Here is a 16541-nt window from a genome sequence, read left to right on the forward strand (position 1 = left end):
AATTATTAAGGAGATTTTCATTATGGAAAATATAGATATTGGTAAAAAAATTGAAAAACAAAGAAAAGAAAAAGGTTTAACTAGTAAAGAACTAGCAAAGATGGCCGATATTACACCATCAATGTTAAGTCAAATTGAGCGCGGGTCCGCTAACCCTTCTATCCAAACATTAAAAGTGCTTGCTAAAGCTCTTGATGTGCCAACATTTAGCTTTTTACTTGAAGATACAAATACAGACGATTTAATTGTACGTTCCCATAAACGAAAGAAAATGATTATTGATAATTTATCATATGAAATGCTTTCACCTGATTTCACTGGAAATTTAGCAACAGCAATTATGACCGTCCCGCCTAATACAGCTTCATCAGAAAATGTGCTAGAACATAAAGGAGAAGAATTAGCATTTGTCTTAGAAGGGAAAATCACATTATATTTAAATGAGGAAGAATACGTATTAGAAACTGGTGACAGTGTAAAGATACCTGCTTATTTAAAGCATAAATGGGTGAATCATTTTGAAAAAAACGCGATAGTCTTATTTTCTGTTACTCCGCCGATTTTTTAATATATGTAATAAAAAAATAGCCATGTACGGGGAATATCCGTTAATGGCTATTTTTTATTTTTTAGGCCCCAACAAAATCCCTAAACTAATAATACAAAAGCTCATTATTTGCTCTGCTGATAGACCAAACAGAACCGAATTTTGTTCACTAACAAGCGAAATAATAATATGAGCAAACCCCTCAATAATTAGAAAAACACTTATATTCTTTCCATTTCCGAGCCTTTCATTTTTCATCCATAACAAGCCCATTATACAAAGAGCAAGGATGATCTCATATACGAAAATAGGATGATATAAAAATTTAGATTCATATATATTCATTCCCCATGATAGTGTCGTTTGTACACCTACTTCATGATGGAATAGAAAATAAAAGATAATGCACACACACAATCCAAAAGGGAGTACATCAAGTAAAATACGAAGCGAAAATTGTTCCTTTTTACTTTTCCAAACAATGTATACACTCGCAATTACGCATCCTACTACAATATGTTGCATACTTCCAATAGCTAATATTGCTTGCACCGGCGCCCCAAAAGCCCATACAGGATTTAAAATTGCTGGTGCAAACTTCCATACAAATACGATGATAAGAAAAGCATTTGTTAAGGCATCCATCATTTTTTCATATGATACATTTTGATGCCTCATCTTTCGTTTCATCAACATAAACCCAAATAGACTTCCAATTATAAGAGATATGGGTTGTAACCTCACGATCCATTCCATTGTCACGAAATCTCCTTTTAATTCTCAATCAATTTCTTAAATTTCTTTTCTAATTGATCGGGTGGCAATACACCTCGTACATGATCTACTATAATTCCATCCTTATTAACAAAAAATGTCGTCGGTAAAGAGAATACTTTATAATCTAGTCCAGCTACTCCGTCCATATCTAGTAGAACAGGAAACTCAAAACCATAACGATTAGCAAATGCGCTTGCTTCTTGTACTGGGTCACTAACAGTTGCATTCACCGCAAAAATTTCAACATCCTTTTTATATTTATCATACATATGAACTAAGTCAGGTGCCTCCATTTCACACGGCCCACACCATGATGCCCAAAAATTAATAATATACGGTTTTCCCTTGGCATCATTTAACGACTGTAACTTTCCGTCTAATCCTTTTAATGTGATGCTAGGTGCTTTAAAACCGACTTGTGGTAATACTTCTTTCTCCTGTAACTCTGCTTGTTTCGCTTTTCTTTCCTTCTCTTCTTTCTTTGAATTATAAAAGTTAACCCCCGCCCAAACGAGTGCCCCTACTAATATAATAGCAATTATTTTCTTCACTTTTCTTCCTCCTCATTTTTAAAAACCTGTAAATCCAACGAATAGACGAATAAAGAATGCTGTAATTTTCGTCATTTGATTTGTATACAATAAAATACCTGTTACAATCATCATTCCACCGCCAATTTTCATCATGACATTGGCATATGTAACAATCCATTTTACCTTCCCAATAAAGAATGCCATCACGAAAAATGGAACCGCAAACCCAAGAGTATACGCTGTAATATAAAGAAGCGCCCCTTCAGGATTCGTCGCGCCAAGCATGAGTACAGCTGAAAATATCGGTCCAACACATGGCGTCCAACCCGCTGCATATGTCATACCGACTAAAATCGAGCGAATATATCCAGTCGATTTACTTCTATACTGCACCTTTTTCTCTGCCATAAGCCACTTAGGCTGAAACAAGCCCGTCATAAATAGCCCCATTAAAACAATAAAAATCCCACCAATTTGTTGAATCAATTTTTGGTTAGATGAAAATGTTATTCCAATCCAGCTTACCGATAAACCTAACGCGTAAAATATAACCGAAAATCCGATCATAAAAAATACTGTATGTATAATCGCTGATTTTTGCATAATCCCACGATTTTCTTTTAAATCTTGGATAGACACACCTGTAATATAAGATAAATAAGATGGATATAGCGGTAAAGAGCACGGTGATATAAATGACAATACTCCCGCCCCAGCCACAAGCCAAATTGTTAAATCTGCTGCATTCATTTTATTCCCCCTTAAACACTACAATGAGTAGTGTTTATTCTTAAAAAAAGAGGCTATATGCACTCTCCGACAATAAGTACAACCGACATACAGAATAAACCTACTGTTACATATACCGAATTCGTATGTAATGGAATAGTAAGCTTAACAACCTTTTCATTTAACACTTGCTCGATTCGTAAATTTATTGCTGTTTTTGCAAATGAAGCTGTAACACATCGATTTTCCATTGTCTTTATTTTAATTAATTTTAATAACGCGCTACCTAACTCAAATGAAGATTCCATTTTTTGCATCGCATATTTATCAGCAGCTAGCTCCTGATACGTATGATATCGCTGTAACAACCCTTTTAATATCGGTATGTACATCATTCCTTCTGCTAATAGCGTAAAACAAAATAATTTTAGCGGATCCCAATTCTTTTGATGATATTCTTCATGGAAAATAATCGCATCAATTTCTTCATCTGAAAATGTTTGAAGCAACCCTTCCGACATGACAACTTTCGGACGAAATAGCCCAATTGTAAATGCCGCAACTTCCGTAGTCGGCAATATATATATTTGTTTTCTTTTTCGGACGAAAGGGATAAGTACTTTTTGTAATTTTTTACTATAGAAAAATTGTCGCCAAATTCTTTTGCACACGATTAATACAGTAAGTAGTAATAATCCAGCGATTATAATACGAATCAGCGATAATTCTTTCATATGTTTTTCTAACTGGAACAAGCAAAAATTTGAAAGAAGGAACATCTTATTTTGAAACAGAAATGGATATGTAACGTAATACACTAACATACTGAAAAAGAGGATACTAACAATTACTGCTAACAATACGATTTTACGCATTTGCCATTTCATTTCATTAATCCTCTCTTTTTAACTGACTCAATTTGTCTTCTAACTTTTTTATTAAAGTCGGATCAGCCTGCTCTAACTCATCTAACATATGATTTACAACTAAATCTCCAAATTCCCCCATCAATTCCTGTGTCATTTTCTTCGTTTGATTGGATAAGAATTCTTCTTTTGTTTGTACAGCACGATATATACCACTTCTTTTCACAGTCTGTTTTTCTAAGTGTAATTTCTCTACTAACCTGTTCATAACTGTCATAACAGTGTTAAAATTCACAGGTGATTCTTCACTTAATTTCTGCTGCACTTCTTTAATAGTAATACCATCGCTAGACCAAACAATCTCCATAATTTTCGCTTCAAGCGGTCCAAAGAAATGATTTAACCCGTGCTCATTTAACTTATAGTTTTGAGTAAACATTGTACAACTCCTTTCACACTACGAATTGTAGTATAAATTAAATGAAAGGTCAAACGTAAATGATATATATGAAAATTAACTACCCATAAATACATAGGCTATTCCATTCATTTTAAACCTAATTTTTCTCCAAATGTATCAAAAAGATACTGCTCTAATATTTGTACACTAAACTTCTCATTACGTCCAAGTGCAAATAATTCCCGATCTTTCGCTACGATAGTATCTAACGGAATAGCTACATTATCCACTATTTTTGTAATTTCAATTATATTACTTTTTACATTTACTTCTGTTTTAAATTCAACGTTTTCTAACACTATATGTGAACGTCTTCCTGATGCAAAAAAAGTAAAATTAGGATTTTTAACAACGCCAATTTCAGTCTCTAACGCATATAAATAGTGAAAAATTACATCTCTGTGTCCATCTTTTATTATTTTTTCATCCTTCTCATCGTCTAAGTATTCTCTCAGCTTCGTTGTAAATTCAAATCGAAAATCCACTTTTTTCACGCTCCTTCTTTGTATTTCATATTAAATAAATATATTGAAATAATTTTAACATATTGTAATACAACTTCCTATTAAAAGTAAAAATTAAAAGTAAAAACTGTTTTAAAAAATCGCTATTATTTCCGATACCCTTTTAAAATATAAGTATAAATTCAATATGAATCAATGCGTCATTATATCTATTTAAACATATTTTTTCCATATTTTGAAACATTAGTATGAAATATTATATATCAATGTATGGTTTCTAATGCATTGGTATATATAGTCAGTAGTTTCTTTACTATTCCGATATACTTAAGCTACATTTTCTAATTATTGATTACATTACGGAAGGAATGTAACTCTCTTCTATCGAATTTTTATATAACAAAAATAATTAGGTGGTGCTTTACTATGAAATTAGCTGTCATTGGTGGCGGTGATTTACAAGATTCAAATCACTTGCCTATTAATGAACGCCTTATAGAATTAACAAATAAACAGTACCCAAAAATATTGTTTATTCCAACGGCTAGTCATGATGATGAAAGCTATATAAAATTATTTTTAGACACTTTTGAAAAACAATTACATTGTGAAGTACAAATTTTACGTACTACAACAGATTCACCTTCAAAGTATGAAATAGACGAGATGATTCATTCAGCCGATTTAATTTATTTAGGTGGCGGGAACTATATTCACATGCTTACGCAATGGAAAGAACATAGACTCGATGAAAAATTATTATTGGCTCTGCAGCAAGGAACACTTATTGCTGGTTATAGCGCTGGTGCTATGTGTTGGTTCACGTCTAGTATCCGATCAGATTATGAAGGTTCTGGTTATATAGAGAGTAACGGATGGGGTATTGTTAATAAAAGATTTTGTCCACATTATAATCAATTAAACAGAATGAACGCCTTCCATTCCTTTTTACAAAATCATCAAGGGAATATAGAAGGAATTGCACTGGAGGATAATTGCGCTTTATATATTACAGAGGAATCCTTTGAGATTATCGGTGAACCGGAAAAAGCGTGGGAGTTTTATATGAGTGATAAAACACTCATTAGACAACATTTTGATATAACTTTAAAAAGCTATTTATAAACCTGCACTTACGAAAAAATGTCCCTAAGTCTAATAACTTAGGGACATTTTTCTATTTAACTAACTAATCGTGTAATTCGTTTCTTTTGCCATGAAAGCTTATAATATGCATACTGTAATATTAAGCTGACAATAAATGCTGCTGGATACCCGATCCAAATGCCTTCTATTCCAAGACTTGTATGGTAAGAAAGATAATATGCTACGGGTACTTCTACAAGCCAAATTGAAACAACTCCAATAACAGTTGGCCAAAGTACTGTACCGCTCGCTCGCATTGTCGCACTAATAATTTGTGCATGACCGAAAATTAAATAACTCCATAATGTAATCATAACTAAGCTATGAGCAATTTCAATTGTAGTTTGACTCGTTAAAAATAGTGATAAAATGTCTCTTGAGAATACGTAAATAAGAGATATTAACACACCACCGATGACGTAGTTCATAATAATTCCGGCCTTCACAACTTTCTGTAATCGATCAAATTGATTCGCACCAATCGATTGTGCCGCAAAAATGGAAACTGTAATACCAAGGCTAACTGCTGGCATTTGTACATAACTTGCAACTTGATTCACAACGCCGTAAGCAGCTGTTGCATCCGAACCGTAACGATTTACAAATGCGATTACGGCAATTTCAGATAATGAAACTAATATCATATTAATACTCGCTGGAATACCGAGCCTTAGTAATAGCTTTAATAACTCCCCATCCATTCGAAGGTATTTTCTAACCGTTCCATCTAGTTGTAATGGGTGATTTTTCTTCTTTAAATACACAAGCATGACAATAAACGTAATAACTGTAGATATAACAGATGCATAGGCCGCTCCATACACATCTAATTTCGGAGCTCCTAACCATCCAAAAATAAGAATCGGTAATAAGATCATATTTAGCGCTGTACTTACAATTAAAAAGTAAAATGGCGTTTTAGAATCTCCTGTACCTCTCATAAATGTTGTATATGCGAAATATAAAAATAATACTGGCATCGATATAAATAAAATCCGTGCATAATGTACACTTATTTCAATAATATTTTCTGGCGTTCCCATTAGACGCATAATATCCATCGCAAAAATACTGCCTATTATCGCCAACACAACTCCAATAATAAAGGTAAACGTCAACGTCGTACCAACGATAGCTTTTAAACGATCTTCGTTTTTAGCACCAAACGCCTGACCAATTAAAATAGAGCTTCCTGAACCGATACCAATTACAAATGAAACGAGCAAGAAAAATAATGGGAAGAATGCTGATATAGCCGCTAAATCATTAACTCCAAGCCATCTTCCTACTACTACCATACCAAATAATTGTCCAACTGATTGTAGTACATTACTTAATAATAACGGTACTAAAAACATCGACATCGATTTCCAAATCGGTTTACTCTCACTTTCCAACTTATGTGACTCCGCACCTTCTTTATTGTTATCTGCAGGTGGTTTCAAATTTCATTTCTCCTTTTATTAAACATCTATTTTCAATCTCTATCTCTTTGTATAGTTGTTATAATACTGTGCTTCTATTCATTTTCTTTTCGTATGATTATAACTTCACCCAATATTGACTTCCATCGGCTGTTCGATCTAAAAATCCATATTCGATTAAATATCTTCTTAAAGTTACAAAATCAGGGTATACATTTTCTATCACTGTATTTACTTCTTTTTCAGTATACTTTTTATTACTATCAAACTTCTTCACTAAATGGCGCAATATAATTAATTTACGCTTTTGTTTCTTCGGAAATTTAGAGAGAGGTCCATCTAATCCTTCTGTAAAATGAGCTTTTAATACTTCATCATTTTCTTCTTCCGTAATATTGTATCGATCATCCACCATCGTTGCTGTTCTATGAATTGGCACAAATTTCGTTTGTACTTTTAATTTTTCTTCTGATAATTCCATTAGCGCTAAAAATACTTTTGCTTGCTTCATTTTCTCTCGCAGTGTAAATCGATGATTACGAATTGTTGATGTACTTCCGCCATCCATCTCTTTTACAATTTCTTTATCATTCAGTCCCATATGGAAAAACTGAACCATTTTCTTTTGTAAATCCGTTAAACCAGTAAATTTCTTATCCATATTTAACAAATAATCAAACATAGACGTATGCTCATTTTGAATATGCAATTGGACGAACTTCTCTGCTTCATACAAAATTTGGTTATCTTGATAAATAACACCTTTAATAAATGTTTCACCACAAGCTAAGCAAATGTACTCCTCTTTTTCTTCATCAAACACATACCCTTTCTTTAATTCCTCTATTGACGCATCCCAAAACTTCTCTGAAATATCGCTCATACTAAACACTCCTTCAAAATGTTTATTTAAAACCAAACAAATCAATATATCGTTTATTATCACTTCATTATCTTATCACAACACAAACAAACATTTCAACGTTTCGTTTGCCCATTTTATAAACTTTTATAAAAACATCTAACAAAAGGGTTTAATACAACGAAAAGCGAATATGTTTATACAAATTCATTTTATAGGATGTGAAATAGAACATAAATATTCTTCAAGACCCTTAGTTTACCGTTAAACAAATTGCACAGAATACATATGCGATTAGTGAATATGGAACTGGTATTCACTCATTCCAAAACTTCAGTATTCAATTTTAACTACAAAAAAGATGTTTTCGTATAAGAAAACATCCTTTACTTTTTATATATTCTATTTACAGTCTCTACTAAAACCTTACTTGCTTGTACAAATGTATGCTTTCGATTTCTATCTTCAACAAATTTATTAGCACAACTACTCATAATGATCATACAACTAATTATGACTAACGCTATCTTTCTATTCTTGTAAGTCACTTTATGCCACTCCACTATTACAAAACTTCTTTTGAATTTATCCCATCAAGAAATTTTACATGAATAATAAAACGCGCGAATATGCAATTCTGCATATTCACACGTTTTATCACAATGTTATGATTTAATTTAGTTAAAGAACAAGTATACCGAGGTGACTAACTTGAAATTTAAAGCGAAAAAAAATCCATTCCACGTCATTTTCATTACATTATTTATAATTATTTTTTTCGTTTCGTTATTCTTCCAAAATGAAAATTCTATTTTTTTCACTCTCATGATGCTATTAAATATCGTGAATCTTTCTTCATTCTATTTCTCTCACTACAACATAACGGAATCATCTCTTGTTGTAAAACACGGTTTCATTTTTCATACTGAAATTCCATTTGAAGATATTCGTCACGTTAAATACTCTGGTAAAAAACTTCATTCAAAAAAATGGACTAGACAACAATTAGAAATCCATTACAATTTATTTGACTCAGTGACCACTTTCGTACCACTAGAAGAAGAAAAATTCATTTCACTCTTAAAAGAGAACTGCCCACAGATGAAAGTAATGAATACGCCTGCTAACAAATAATATATTTTGAAGCTTGTAGTATTGCAAGTAGATGAAACATAAAAATGAACATCAAAAAAGCCAAGATTCTATACTAAGAACCTTGGCTTTCTCTATTACTCTTTTGGAGCAATCATTTTCTTTGGATCTACAATTTCATCAAATTGCTCTTCTGTTAGTAGCCCAGATTGCAATGCTGCTTCTTTTAAAGTTAACCCTTCTTTATGAGCATGCTTCGCAATTTTCGCTGCATTTTCATATCCGATATGTGGGTTTAGCGCTGTTACAAGCATTAGTGAACGATTCACATTTTCATTAATTACATCTTCATCTGCTTCAATACCAACTGCACAATTGTCATTAAACGAAACAATTGCATCCGCTAATAAGTGAGCTGATTGTAAGAAGTTATAAGCAATAACAGGTTTAAATACATTTAACTCAAAGTTACCTTGGCTCGCAGCAAATCCGATTGTTGCATCATTCCCCATCACTTGCGCTACAACCATCGTTAATGCTTCACTTTGCGTTGGATTTACTTTCCCTGGCATAATAGAGCTTCCCGGTTCATTTGCTGGAATAATAATTTCTCCAAGACCACTACGTGGACCACTTGCAAGCCAACGTACATCGTTAGCGATTTTCATTAAATCCGCAGCTAATGCTTTTAATGCACCGTGAGTATATACAACTTCATCATGGCTCGTTAATGCATGGAACTTATTTGGTGCAGAAACAAATTGTTTACCTGTAAATTGACTAATTTCCTCTGATACCATCTCACCAAATTTAGGATGAGCATTGATACCTGTTCCAACCGCAGTTCCACCAATTGCTAACTCTTTCATATATGTATTGCTCTCTGCAATCATACGCTCTGTTTTTTCAAGCATACGGTGCCATCCGCTAATTTCTTGCCCTAAAGTTAACGGCGTTGCATCTTGTAAATGTGTACGACCAATTTTTATAATATGTTCAAATGCAGTTACTTTTTCTGCTAAAGTTTCTTTTAATTTCGTAATTGCTGGTAATACGTGATTTTCTACTGCGATTACACAAGCTACATGAAGCGCCGTTGGAAATGTATCATTTGAACTTTGTGACATGTTCACATCATCATTCGGATGAATATGTACGTCAGATCCCTTCTCTTTCAAAATTCGATTCCCACGATTTGCAATTACTTCATTCACATTCATGTTTGACTGTGTACCACTACCTGTTTGCCATACGACAAGCGGAAAATGTTCATTCCATTTCCCTGCAATCACTTCATCCGCAGCTTCTACAATTGCTTCTGCTTTTTCTTCTGATAGCTTTCCTAATTTTTGATTGCTAAGCGCTGCACTCTTCTTTAAAATTGCAAATGCTTTTACAATTTCAAGTGGCATTTGCTCTGTTCCAATTGGAAAGTTTTCTTTACTACGTTGTGTTTGTGCTGCCCATAATTTATCAGCTGGAACTTTTATTTCTCCTAATGTATCTCTTTCAATTCTGTACTCCATGTTTTCATCCCCTTGAAAATATAATACCTACATCTCTTATAATAACAGACTTTCTCTTAAATGATAAGAATTCTCACTCTTATATATAGATATTCTATATTTATTTTAAAAAATTCCTCTTGACCTAAACTTAAGTTTAGGCTGTATCCTTTCCATTGTAACCTACTATAACACTACTGGAGGAATTCAATATGAAAAAATATGCTTTTATAACAGGTGCAAATAAAGGAATTGGATATGAACTTGTTCGTCAATTAGCAGAAAAAGATTATCACGTATTTTTAGGTGCTCGTAATGAACAACTTGGACAACAAGCCGTAGAATCTTTAAATGTTTCAAACGTTTCCTATATTCAAGTAGATATTTCAAATTCACAATCCATTCAAGAAGCAATAAAGAAAATTTACGAAATGACTGACCACTTACATTTATTAATTAATAACGCAGGCATAGCGCTAGACTTCAATACACTACCTAGTGAATTAAATATTGAAACTTTACGCCAAGGATTTGAAGTTAATTTTTTTGGAACTTTCCAAATGATGCAAGCCTTTTTACCATTATTAAAGAATTCAAGCAACAGTAAAATCATAAATGTAACAACTGACATGGCCTCACTAACAATGTTTGCTAATGGTGAAACACATCCAATTAATACACTAGGATATAATTCTTCCAAAACAGCTATTAATGCTTTAACATTAGCTTTTAGTAAAGAATTTTCCACTAACGGTCCCGAAGTATTTGGGGTAACTCCTGGTTTTACAACTACGGATCTTAATGGAAATTCCCCCGGTGGCCATACAACCACTGAAAGTGCTAAAATTATTATTAAATATGCATTAAGTGAAACAAACTATAATGGTAAAATACTTAACAAAGATGGCATTATACCTTGGTAATAAAAGGATGAATGATATGTATTATACAATTGGGCAAGTCGCCAAAATGCAACATTTAACTATTTCTCAAATACGTTATTACGATAAACAAGGACTGTTTCCTTTTCTGCAAAGAAACGAAAAAGGAGATCGAGTTTTTGATGAAGAAGCACTGAAATATTTAGAAATGATTTTGTGTTTAAAAAACACCAGTATGCCAATTCAAAAAATAAAACAATTTATCGACTGGTCTATGGAAGGAGAATCTACCATCCTTCAAAGGTTAGAATTAATGAAACAACAGGAGACCAATGTCTTACAGCTCATGCAAGACACTGAAAAAAACTTAAAAAAGATACAACAAAAAATTGCTAAATATGAGAATGAAATAACTTCAGCAAATGCTATTAAAAAATAAAAAAATCACCTTCTACATATTGTAGAAGGTGATTTTTATTTTATGATGCTTGCTTTCCTTTATCTGCATCATCTACATACCAGATGAATTTGCCTGTATATCCGTAAATAACTGCTAAAATTAACGATACGAAGCTTAACCACATAAACGGAACGTATGAGAACGTTGCTACACCTAAAATACCAGCCATAAAAATACCATTATCAGACCATGGAACCATACCTGAAGTTAACGTTCCACCTACTTCTGAGTTACGCGCTAATACACGACGGTCTATTTTTAATTTATCATAGCTATCTTCCATAATTTTTGGTGTTAAAATTAGTGATACATACATCGCACAACCAAATATATTAGCTAAGAATGCCACGATTAATGTAGACAATGTTACATTACCTGCAGAATTTAATTTCTTCTCAAATTTTGATACGATTACTTTTAAAACACCTAGTTTTTCAAGTAATCCACCAAATCCTAAACCGAAAATAATAACGGCTACTGAGCCAAGCATGCCGTTAATTCCACCACGGTTTAATAACTTGTCAACAAACTCAACACCAGATTGAATTGAGAATCCGTTATAAGCTGTTCCAATCGCCTCTCCAAAGTTCATCCCTTGGAAAAGAGTTGCCCAAATTGCACCAATTAAAGCTCCCATTGCAATTGTTGGCATAGACGGTTTCTTCATCGCTAATAGAACGATAACAATGACCGCCGGAACAAGCATCCATATTTTAATATCAAATTGCTTTAATAAAGCTTCTTTTAAAAATTCTACTCGATTCAAATCTACATTATCGCCGCCATACATCCAACCAGCTACAGTAAACATAATACTAGTAATAATATAAGCCGGAACATCTAATACGAGCATAGCTCGAACGTGAGCAATAACATCTACTTTCGCCATAGAAGCTGCAAGAACTGTGCTATCAGAAAGTGGTGATAATTTGTCGCCGAAATAAGCTCCTGAAAGAACTGCACCAGCAACAAGCGGAAGTGGTAAACCAAGTCCTTCACCAATCGCCATCATAGCAATACCTGCTGTTCCCACTGTTCCCCAAGACGTTCCTGTTGCGATAGAAGTTATAGAACAAATAATTAATGTTGCTAATAGGAATATGCTAGGGTGAATAAATTCTAATCCATAATAGATTAATGTTGGTACTACCCCACCAGCAATCCATGTTCCAATTAAAGCACCTACTGCAACTAAAATCAGTATCGCTTCTAATCCGTTAGAAATCCCTTTCGTAATTGCATCTTGCAATTCTTGATAACGAAATCCTAATCTTAATCCAAGCGCAATTACTAAAAACCATGAAATAAATAGCGCTAATTGAATTGGGAGATCAAAAATCGTTTGGAAGGAAAAGACAACAGCAAGAAATAGTAATAAAAGAACTATGATTTCTAGCATCGATGGTAATCTTACACTTTTCATTTTTTTCTCTCCTTACAAGTCGATAACATGACGTATGTCGTCTTACATGTATGTAATATACAATTAGCGAAGACAAAACAAAATTTTCATATTATTTCGATTTATTTTTCCAGTATAATATATTCACAACCCTTTCTATTGTAAAAGTAGATTACGTTTTTCGCAATGAAAAATATAAAAAATGTTGTATTTTTATTTATCCCGATATTTTTGGCCAATAAGACCTCCGCCTTAAAATTCAGTAAGTGCAAAGCACTTGGGTAAGAAATTAACTACTGTAAAATTCCGAATCGATATGAACATATTAAAGCTTCACTTTATTTACAAGGAACAATCCCATACTAACTTTTTTAATATTTGCTGCAACAAAACTTTTTACAACTATCTTAACTTTTTAATTCACACCATTATTTTCTACGCAAAAAATAGGGCACACATCATAAAAATGATGCATGCCCTACCTTTATTTATACATATTTTGTATTTCTTCTTTATTTTTAAGTATTTCTTCAAACTTATCACTACAACCCTTCGGAAATAACACTCCCAGTCCATATGAATGCGCAAATTGAAAATGAGGGTACTTCGCTTTTACCTCATCCCAAAACTTATATACTCCGAAATCACCACTTCTAACTTCAATATCATGAAATAATACAATACCGTTTTTCGCGACTTTCGGTAGCCATGTATTATAATCGTGAGAAACAGCTTCATACGTATGATAGCCATCAATATGCAAAAGATTTATCGTTTCATCTTGAAACCGCTCTACAGCATCATCAAAAGTAGATCGAATTAAATTTCCTATATTAAGGTAGTTATCACTCACTACTTTTTCTACTATTTGAAAAACCCCTTCTCCATATGGACCTGTATGCCCATCTCCAGCCCAAGTATCTACTGCAAAGCATTTAGTCGATAACCCTCCATCTTTTACTCCCTGACAAAAACTGAAGAAAGAAGCACCTAGATGTGTACCTAACTCAACTAAAGTTTCTGGTTTTTCAAATCGCACTAAGTCATATGCAAAATCTAAATGTCCACTCCACGCAGATTGTGACCGAATAATAGGACTAAATGTTTCAAATTCAAATGATGGTTTATGAGTAACCCAGTTCATCGCATAACTCCTTCTGCACATATTTTTAACAAACCAAATTACTCTTATCTTTATTTTTTTATCGCCATGATTATGATTCTATTTTCATGAAAATATGAAGAATTTATTCTTTTCTATTGAGGTAAAGCATCATATACATATGGTTCATTTGGCTTATTAATTTTCTTGATTTTGTTTACTTTTACAAGTGGAAAGACTGTTCCTTTATATGTCGTTTCACCTAATAATCCTGTTATTTCCACCCATGTTTCTTCTGGAATTTTTTCAACATTTTGCCCGGTAACAATCATCCCCCAGACTGATGCATCCGCAATACAACAAGTTATGCCATATCGAGCCACTACTGTTTTATTACCCGTCACATCTTTATCCTTATATATAAACCCTAAGAATGTAATTCCTTTCCCTTTAAACCAATTAACATTTTGACCAATTACATTCATTGTTTGAACATAGTCCTTATCCTTTACTTGTAGTTTACGCTGTCCTAACATACTTTTTACTACTTGCTCTTCCGTTTTATAAGTCGTTGATAAATTTGATGTTTCTTCTGGATCCACGGATACTTCTCGCCCATCAAAATTAACCTGTTCCCCCTCTTTTTCATTCCTTTCCAGACTTCTCGACTGTACACTTTGATTCATACCCCTTTTTCCTGCTAAACTTCCATCAATTGTTACACTTCCAAAGAGAAAAGCACTAACTATCGGAACGACAAATAAAACATATACAAAGAAACTTTTTATCCCTGATTTTGATGTTGTATGATGTTTACAACAATTACAATCATGCTGTTTCTCTCTTCCATCTCCCCAAACTTGTACAGTACCAAAAATTAAAATTACTACAAAAGCTATATACGTAAATTTGATCATTTTTGGAGCGATAAAATTATAAATATTACCTGTTACAAGTAGTTTAAATAAGAGCATTGCTAAACCAATTAAAATAATGCCACGTATATAGCGATGATACGCCTTCTGCTCCTCTTTCTCCATTCTTTCTCACCTCCTATAACATTATGATTTGCAGGATGGTATACACAGATGCAATGACAATTCCGATCAAAAAGAATACAAATCTCTTTTGAAAATATGCAAATAGCATTAACGTATTTTTCATATCAAGCATAGGCCCAAATACAAGAAATGCGAGAAGTGCCTTTACCGAGAAAACATGTCCAAAAGATGCCGCTATAAAAGCATCGGCTGCAGAGCAAATTGATAAAACATAACCAAATCCCATCATAATAAAGGGGGCAATTACTTCGTTATGTGCTACTGCATCCAGTACATTCCGATCAAAAAACGTTTGAAATACACTTGCTAAAAAAGCACCAATCAATAAATACTTACCAGTATCAAAAAACTCATCTACAATATGATTCATAACATCTTTCCAACTCTTTTTATTGCTTGTTTGAACTGAAACCTCTATATCTTTTAAAACATTTCTTTCGCGATAGCAATAATACACAATTAGACCTATGAATAGAGCAACTAAAATTGTTATCCCAAAGCGTGCATATACAACGTAATCATTTTTTGGAAACGCATATACAGTAGATAAAAGAACAACTGGATTCATAATGGGTGCACTCAGTAAAATAACAATGCCTACATGAAGTGGTAACCCCTTTTGAATGAGCCTTCTTACAATTGGTATAATGACACATTCACACATTGGAAAAAGAACTCCCACAAATACTGCCGGAATCATTGCAACAATCGGAGATTTCGGCATTACTTTTTGAATCATATCTTCTGTCACAAACACTTGAATACATGAAGAAACAATTACCCCTAATAAAATAAAGGGTATTGCTTCAAAAATGATACTTAAAAATACTGTATTCACATTCAACCATTCCTGTGGCATATTTTTGTGCAAATTTGCTAGACTTGTAAAATCTACAAAAAATAATAAAAAGAGAAACATAGCGATAAGAGCTATGCCTACTAATTCTTTTGAAACTCTATTAAAGACCAAGCTTCTCGCCTCCATTTTATTTATATGTAAACATGTGCTTGTCCAAATGCTCCATACTACAGCACAAATTTTATAGTCTATTTCTATTCTTAAATCGTAATCATTATGATTTATTCTTGCTTTTTCTTTTCCTATCGTTTAACATAAAACGTAATCATTACGATTTAAAGGAGAGATCATTTCATGAAAAAAGTACCTATCACTGTATTAAGTGGTTTTTTAGGATCTGGAAAAACTACCTTACTACATCACATTTTGAC

General features: G+C 33.0%; 19 protein-coding genes. 6 read left to right on the forward strand and 13 right to left on the reverse strand.

The genetic code is table 11. From position 1 onward, the window contains the following. Positions 1-22 precede the first annotated feature (22 nt). Positions 23-568: a helix-turn-helix domain-containing protein gene (locus tag MR107_RS25940; protein ID WP_063220022.1), complete on the forward strand. Its 546-nt coding sequence runs from the start codon at positions 23-25 to the stop codon at positions 566-568. Positions 569-622: 54 nt separating this feature from the next. Here the strand turns inward: MR107_RS25940 and MR107_RS25945 are convergent, their stop codons facing one another. The 6 genes from MR107_RS25945 to MR107_RS25970 form a co-directional block, all read right to left on the reverse strand. Further along, positions 623-1303, reverse strand: a complete 681-nt coding sequence (locus MR107_RS25945; protein ID WP_242292883.1) for a prolipoprotein diacylglyceryl transferase family protein — start codon at positions 1301-1303, stop codon at positions 623-625. A 17-nt stretch (positions 1304-1320) separates the two neighbouring features. Then, entirely contained in the window at positions 1321-1875 is a 555-nt protein-coding gene (locus MR107_RS25950) for a TlpA family protein disulfide reductase (RefSeq protein WP_000719879.1), read from the reverse strand. A gap of 18 nt (positions 1876-1893) precedes the next feature. Next, entirely contained in the window at positions 1894-2607 is a 714-nt protein-coding gene (ccdA, locus tag MR107_RS25955) for a cytochrome c biogenesis CcdA family protein (protein WP_242292884.1), read from the reverse strand. A gap of 53 nt (positions 2608-2660) precedes the next feature. Then, positions 2661-3473, reverse strand: coding sequence for a M56 family metallopeptidase (locus MR107_RS25960; protein WP_000871939.1), 813 nt, complete (start codon positions 3471-3473; stop codon positions 2661-2663). 4 nt (positions 3474-3477) lie between these two features. After that, positions 3478-3891: a BlaI/MecI/CopY family transcriptional regulator gene (locus MR107_RS25965; RefSeq protein ID WP_000495053.1), complete on the reverse strand. Its 414-nt coding sequence runs from the start codon at positions 3889-3891 to the stop codon at positions 3478-3480. A gap of 107 nt (positions 3892-3998) precedes the next feature. Next, positions 3999-4397, reverse strand: a complete 399-nt coding sequence (locus tag MR107_RS25970) for a DUF3942 family protein (protein ID WP_242292885.1) — start codon at positions 4395-4397, stop codon at positions 3999-4001. Between the two features lie 405 nt (positions 4398-4802). Here MR107_RS25970 and MR107_RS25975 point away from each other — a divergent pair, with 405 nt between their 5' ends. Continuing rightward, entirely contained in the window at positions 4803-5501 is a 699-nt protein-coding gene (locus MR107_RS25975) for a peptidase E (protein ID WP_000762116.1), read from the forward strand. A gap of 56 nt (positions 5502-5557) precedes the next feature. Here MR107_RS25975 and MR107_RS25980 read toward each other — a convergent pair whose 3' ends face one another. Further along, complete coding sequence (locus MR107_RS25980; RefSeq protein WP_000804124.1) at positions 5558-6967, reverse strand: MATE family efflux transporter; 1410 nt, start codon at positions 6965-6967, stop codon at positions 5558-5560. 97 nt (positions 6968-7064) lie between these two features. Beyond that, positions 7065-7829, reverse strand: a complete 765-nt coding sequence (locus tag MR107_RS25985; protein WP_242292886.1) for a DUF2087 domain-containing protein — start codon at positions 7827-7829, stop codon at positions 7065-7067. Between the two features lie 690 nt (positions 7830-8519). Between MR107_RS25985 and MR107_RS25990 the strand changes: the two genes are divergently transcribed. Further along, positions 8520-8942 (forward strand): PH domain-containing protein, encoded by a 423-nt coding sequence (locus MR107_RS25990; RefSeq protein ID WP_000669069.1) that lies wholly within the window; start codon positions 8520-8522, stop codon positions 8940-8942. 95 nt (positions 8943-9037) lie between these two features. Here the strand turns inward: MR107_RS25990 and fumC are convergent, their stop codons facing one another. Then, on the reverse strand, positions 9038-10426 hold the full coding sequence (fumC, locus tag MR107_RS25995) for a class II fumarate hydratase (RefSeq protein ID WP_242292887.1): 1389 nt from the start codon (positions 10424-10426) through the stop codon (positions 9038-9040). 191 nt (positions 10427-10617) lie between these two features. Between fumC and MR107_RS26000 the strand changes: the two genes are divergently transcribed. Both MR107_RS26000 and MR107_RS26005 read left to right on the forward strand, forming a co-directional pair. Continuing rightward, a complete protein-coding gene (locus tag MR107_RS26000; protein WP_000759545.1) occupies positions 10618-11328 on the forward strand; it encodes an SDR family NAD(P)-dependent oxidoreductase in 711 nt (236 codons plus the stop codon). 16 nt (positions 11329-11344) lie between these two features. Next, on the forward strand, positions 11345-11725 hold the full coding sequence (locus tag MR107_RS26005; protein WP_012593198.1) for a MerR family transcriptional regulator: 381 nt from the start codon (positions 11345-11347) through the stop codon (positions 11723-11725). Positions 11726-11765: 40 nt separating this feature from the next. On the opposite strand, the gene nhaC is transcribed toward MR107_RS26005, so the two are convergent. The 4 genes from nhaC to MR107_RS26025 form a co-directional block, all read right to left on the reverse strand. After that, positions 11766-13169, reverse strand: a complete 1404-nt coding sequence (gene nhaC, locus MR107_RS26010) for a Na+/H+ antiporter NhaC (protein ID WP_000843992.1) — start codon at positions 13167-13169, stop codon at positions 11766-11768. A gap of 463 nt (positions 13170-13632) precedes the next feature. Further along, positions 13633-14292 (reverse strand): class I SAM-dependent methyltransferase, encoded by a 660-nt coding sequence (locus tag MR107_RS26015; RefSeq protein WP_089148932.1) that lies wholly within the window; start codon positions 14290-14292, stop codon positions 13633-13635. A gap of 113 nt (positions 14293-14405) precedes the next feature. Next, on the reverse strand, positions 14406-15290 hold the full coding sequence (locus MR107_RS26020) for a TIGR03943 family putative permease subunit (RefSeq protein ID WP_242292888.1): 885 nt from the start codon (positions 15288-15290) through the stop codon (positions 14406-14408). A 13-nt stretch (positions 15291-15303) separates the two neighbouring features. Continuing rightward, positions 15304-16296 carry a permease gene (locus MR107_RS26025; RefSeq protein ID WP_170871713.1) on the reverse strand — a complete coding sequence of 331 codons (993 nt, stop codon included), beginning with the start codon at positions 16294-16296 and terminating at the stop codon, positions 15304-15306. Between the two features lie 168 nt (positions 16297-16464). On the opposite strand from MR107_RS26025, the gene MR107_RS26030 reads away from it, so the two are divergent. Then, positions 16465-16541, forward strand: a 77-nt coding sequence (locus MR107_RS26030; protein WP_305037299.1) for a GTP-binding protein, incomplete at its 3' end; no start/stop codon positions are given.

It is taken from the genome of Bacillus cereus group sp. BfR-BA-01441 (assembly GCF_022663075.1).
GTDB classification, from domain to species: domain Bacteria; phylum Bacillota; class Bacilli; order Bacillales; family Bacillaceae_G; genus Bacillus_A; species Bacillus_A cereus.

Bases quoted from the DNA above. Each gene is read 5' to 3' on its own strand.
- MR107_RS25940 (WP_063220022.1), top strand. From the start codon at position 23: ATGGAAAATATAGATATTGGTAAAAAAATTGAAAAACAAAGAAAAGAA.
- MR107_RS26020 (WP_242292888.1), bottom strand. From the start codon at position 15,290: ATGGAGAAAGAGGAGCAGAAGGCGTATCATCGCTATATACGTGGCATT.
- nhaC (WP_000843992.1), bottom strand. From the start codon at position 13,169: ATGAAAAGTGTAAGATTACCATCGATGCTAGAAATCATAGTTCTTTTA.
- MR107_RS25945 (WP_242292883.1), bottom strand. From the start codon at position 1,303: ATGGAATGGATCGTGAGGTTACAACCCATATCTCTTATAATTGGAAGT.
- fumC (WP_242292887.1), bottom strand. From the start codon at position 10,426: ATGGAGTACAGAATTGAAAGAGATACATTAGGAGAAATAAAAGTTCCA.
- MR107_RS26000 (WP_000759545.1), top strand. From the start codon at position 10,618: ATGAAAAAATATGCTTTTATAACAGGTGCAAATAAAGGAATTGGATAT.
- MR107_RS25975 (WP_000762116.1), top strand. From the start codon at position 4,803: ATGAAATTAGCTGTCATTGGTGGCGGTGATTTACAAGATTCAAATCAC.
- MR107_RS25985 (WP_242292886.1), bottom strand. From the start codon at position 7,829: ATGAGCGATATTTCAGAGAAGTTTTGGGATGCGTCAATAGAGGAATTA.
- MR107_RS26005 (WP_012593198.1), top strand. From the start codon at position 11,345: ATGTATTATACAATTGGGCAAGTCGCCAAAATGCAACATTTAACTATT.
- MR107_RS25960 (WP_000871939.1), bottom strand. From the start codon at position 3,473: ATGAAATGGCAAATGCGTAAAATCGTATTGTTAGCAGTAATTGTTAGT.
- MR107_RS26015 (WP_089148932.1), bottom strand. From the start codon at position 14,292: ATGAACTGGGTTACTCATAAACCATCATTTGAATTTGAAACATTTAGT.
- ccdA (WP_242292884.1), bottom strand. From the start codon at position 2,607: ATGAATGCAGCAGATTTAACAATTTGGCTTGTGGCTGGGGCGGGAGTA.
- MR107_RS26025 (WP_170871713.1), bottom strand. From the start codon at position 16,296: ATGGAGGCGAGAAGCTTGGTCTTTAATAGAGTTTCAAAAGAATTAGTA.
- MR107_RS25965 (WP_000495053.1), bottom strand. From the start codon at position 3,891: ATGTTTACTCAAAACTATAAGTTAAATGAGCACGGGTTAAATCATTTC.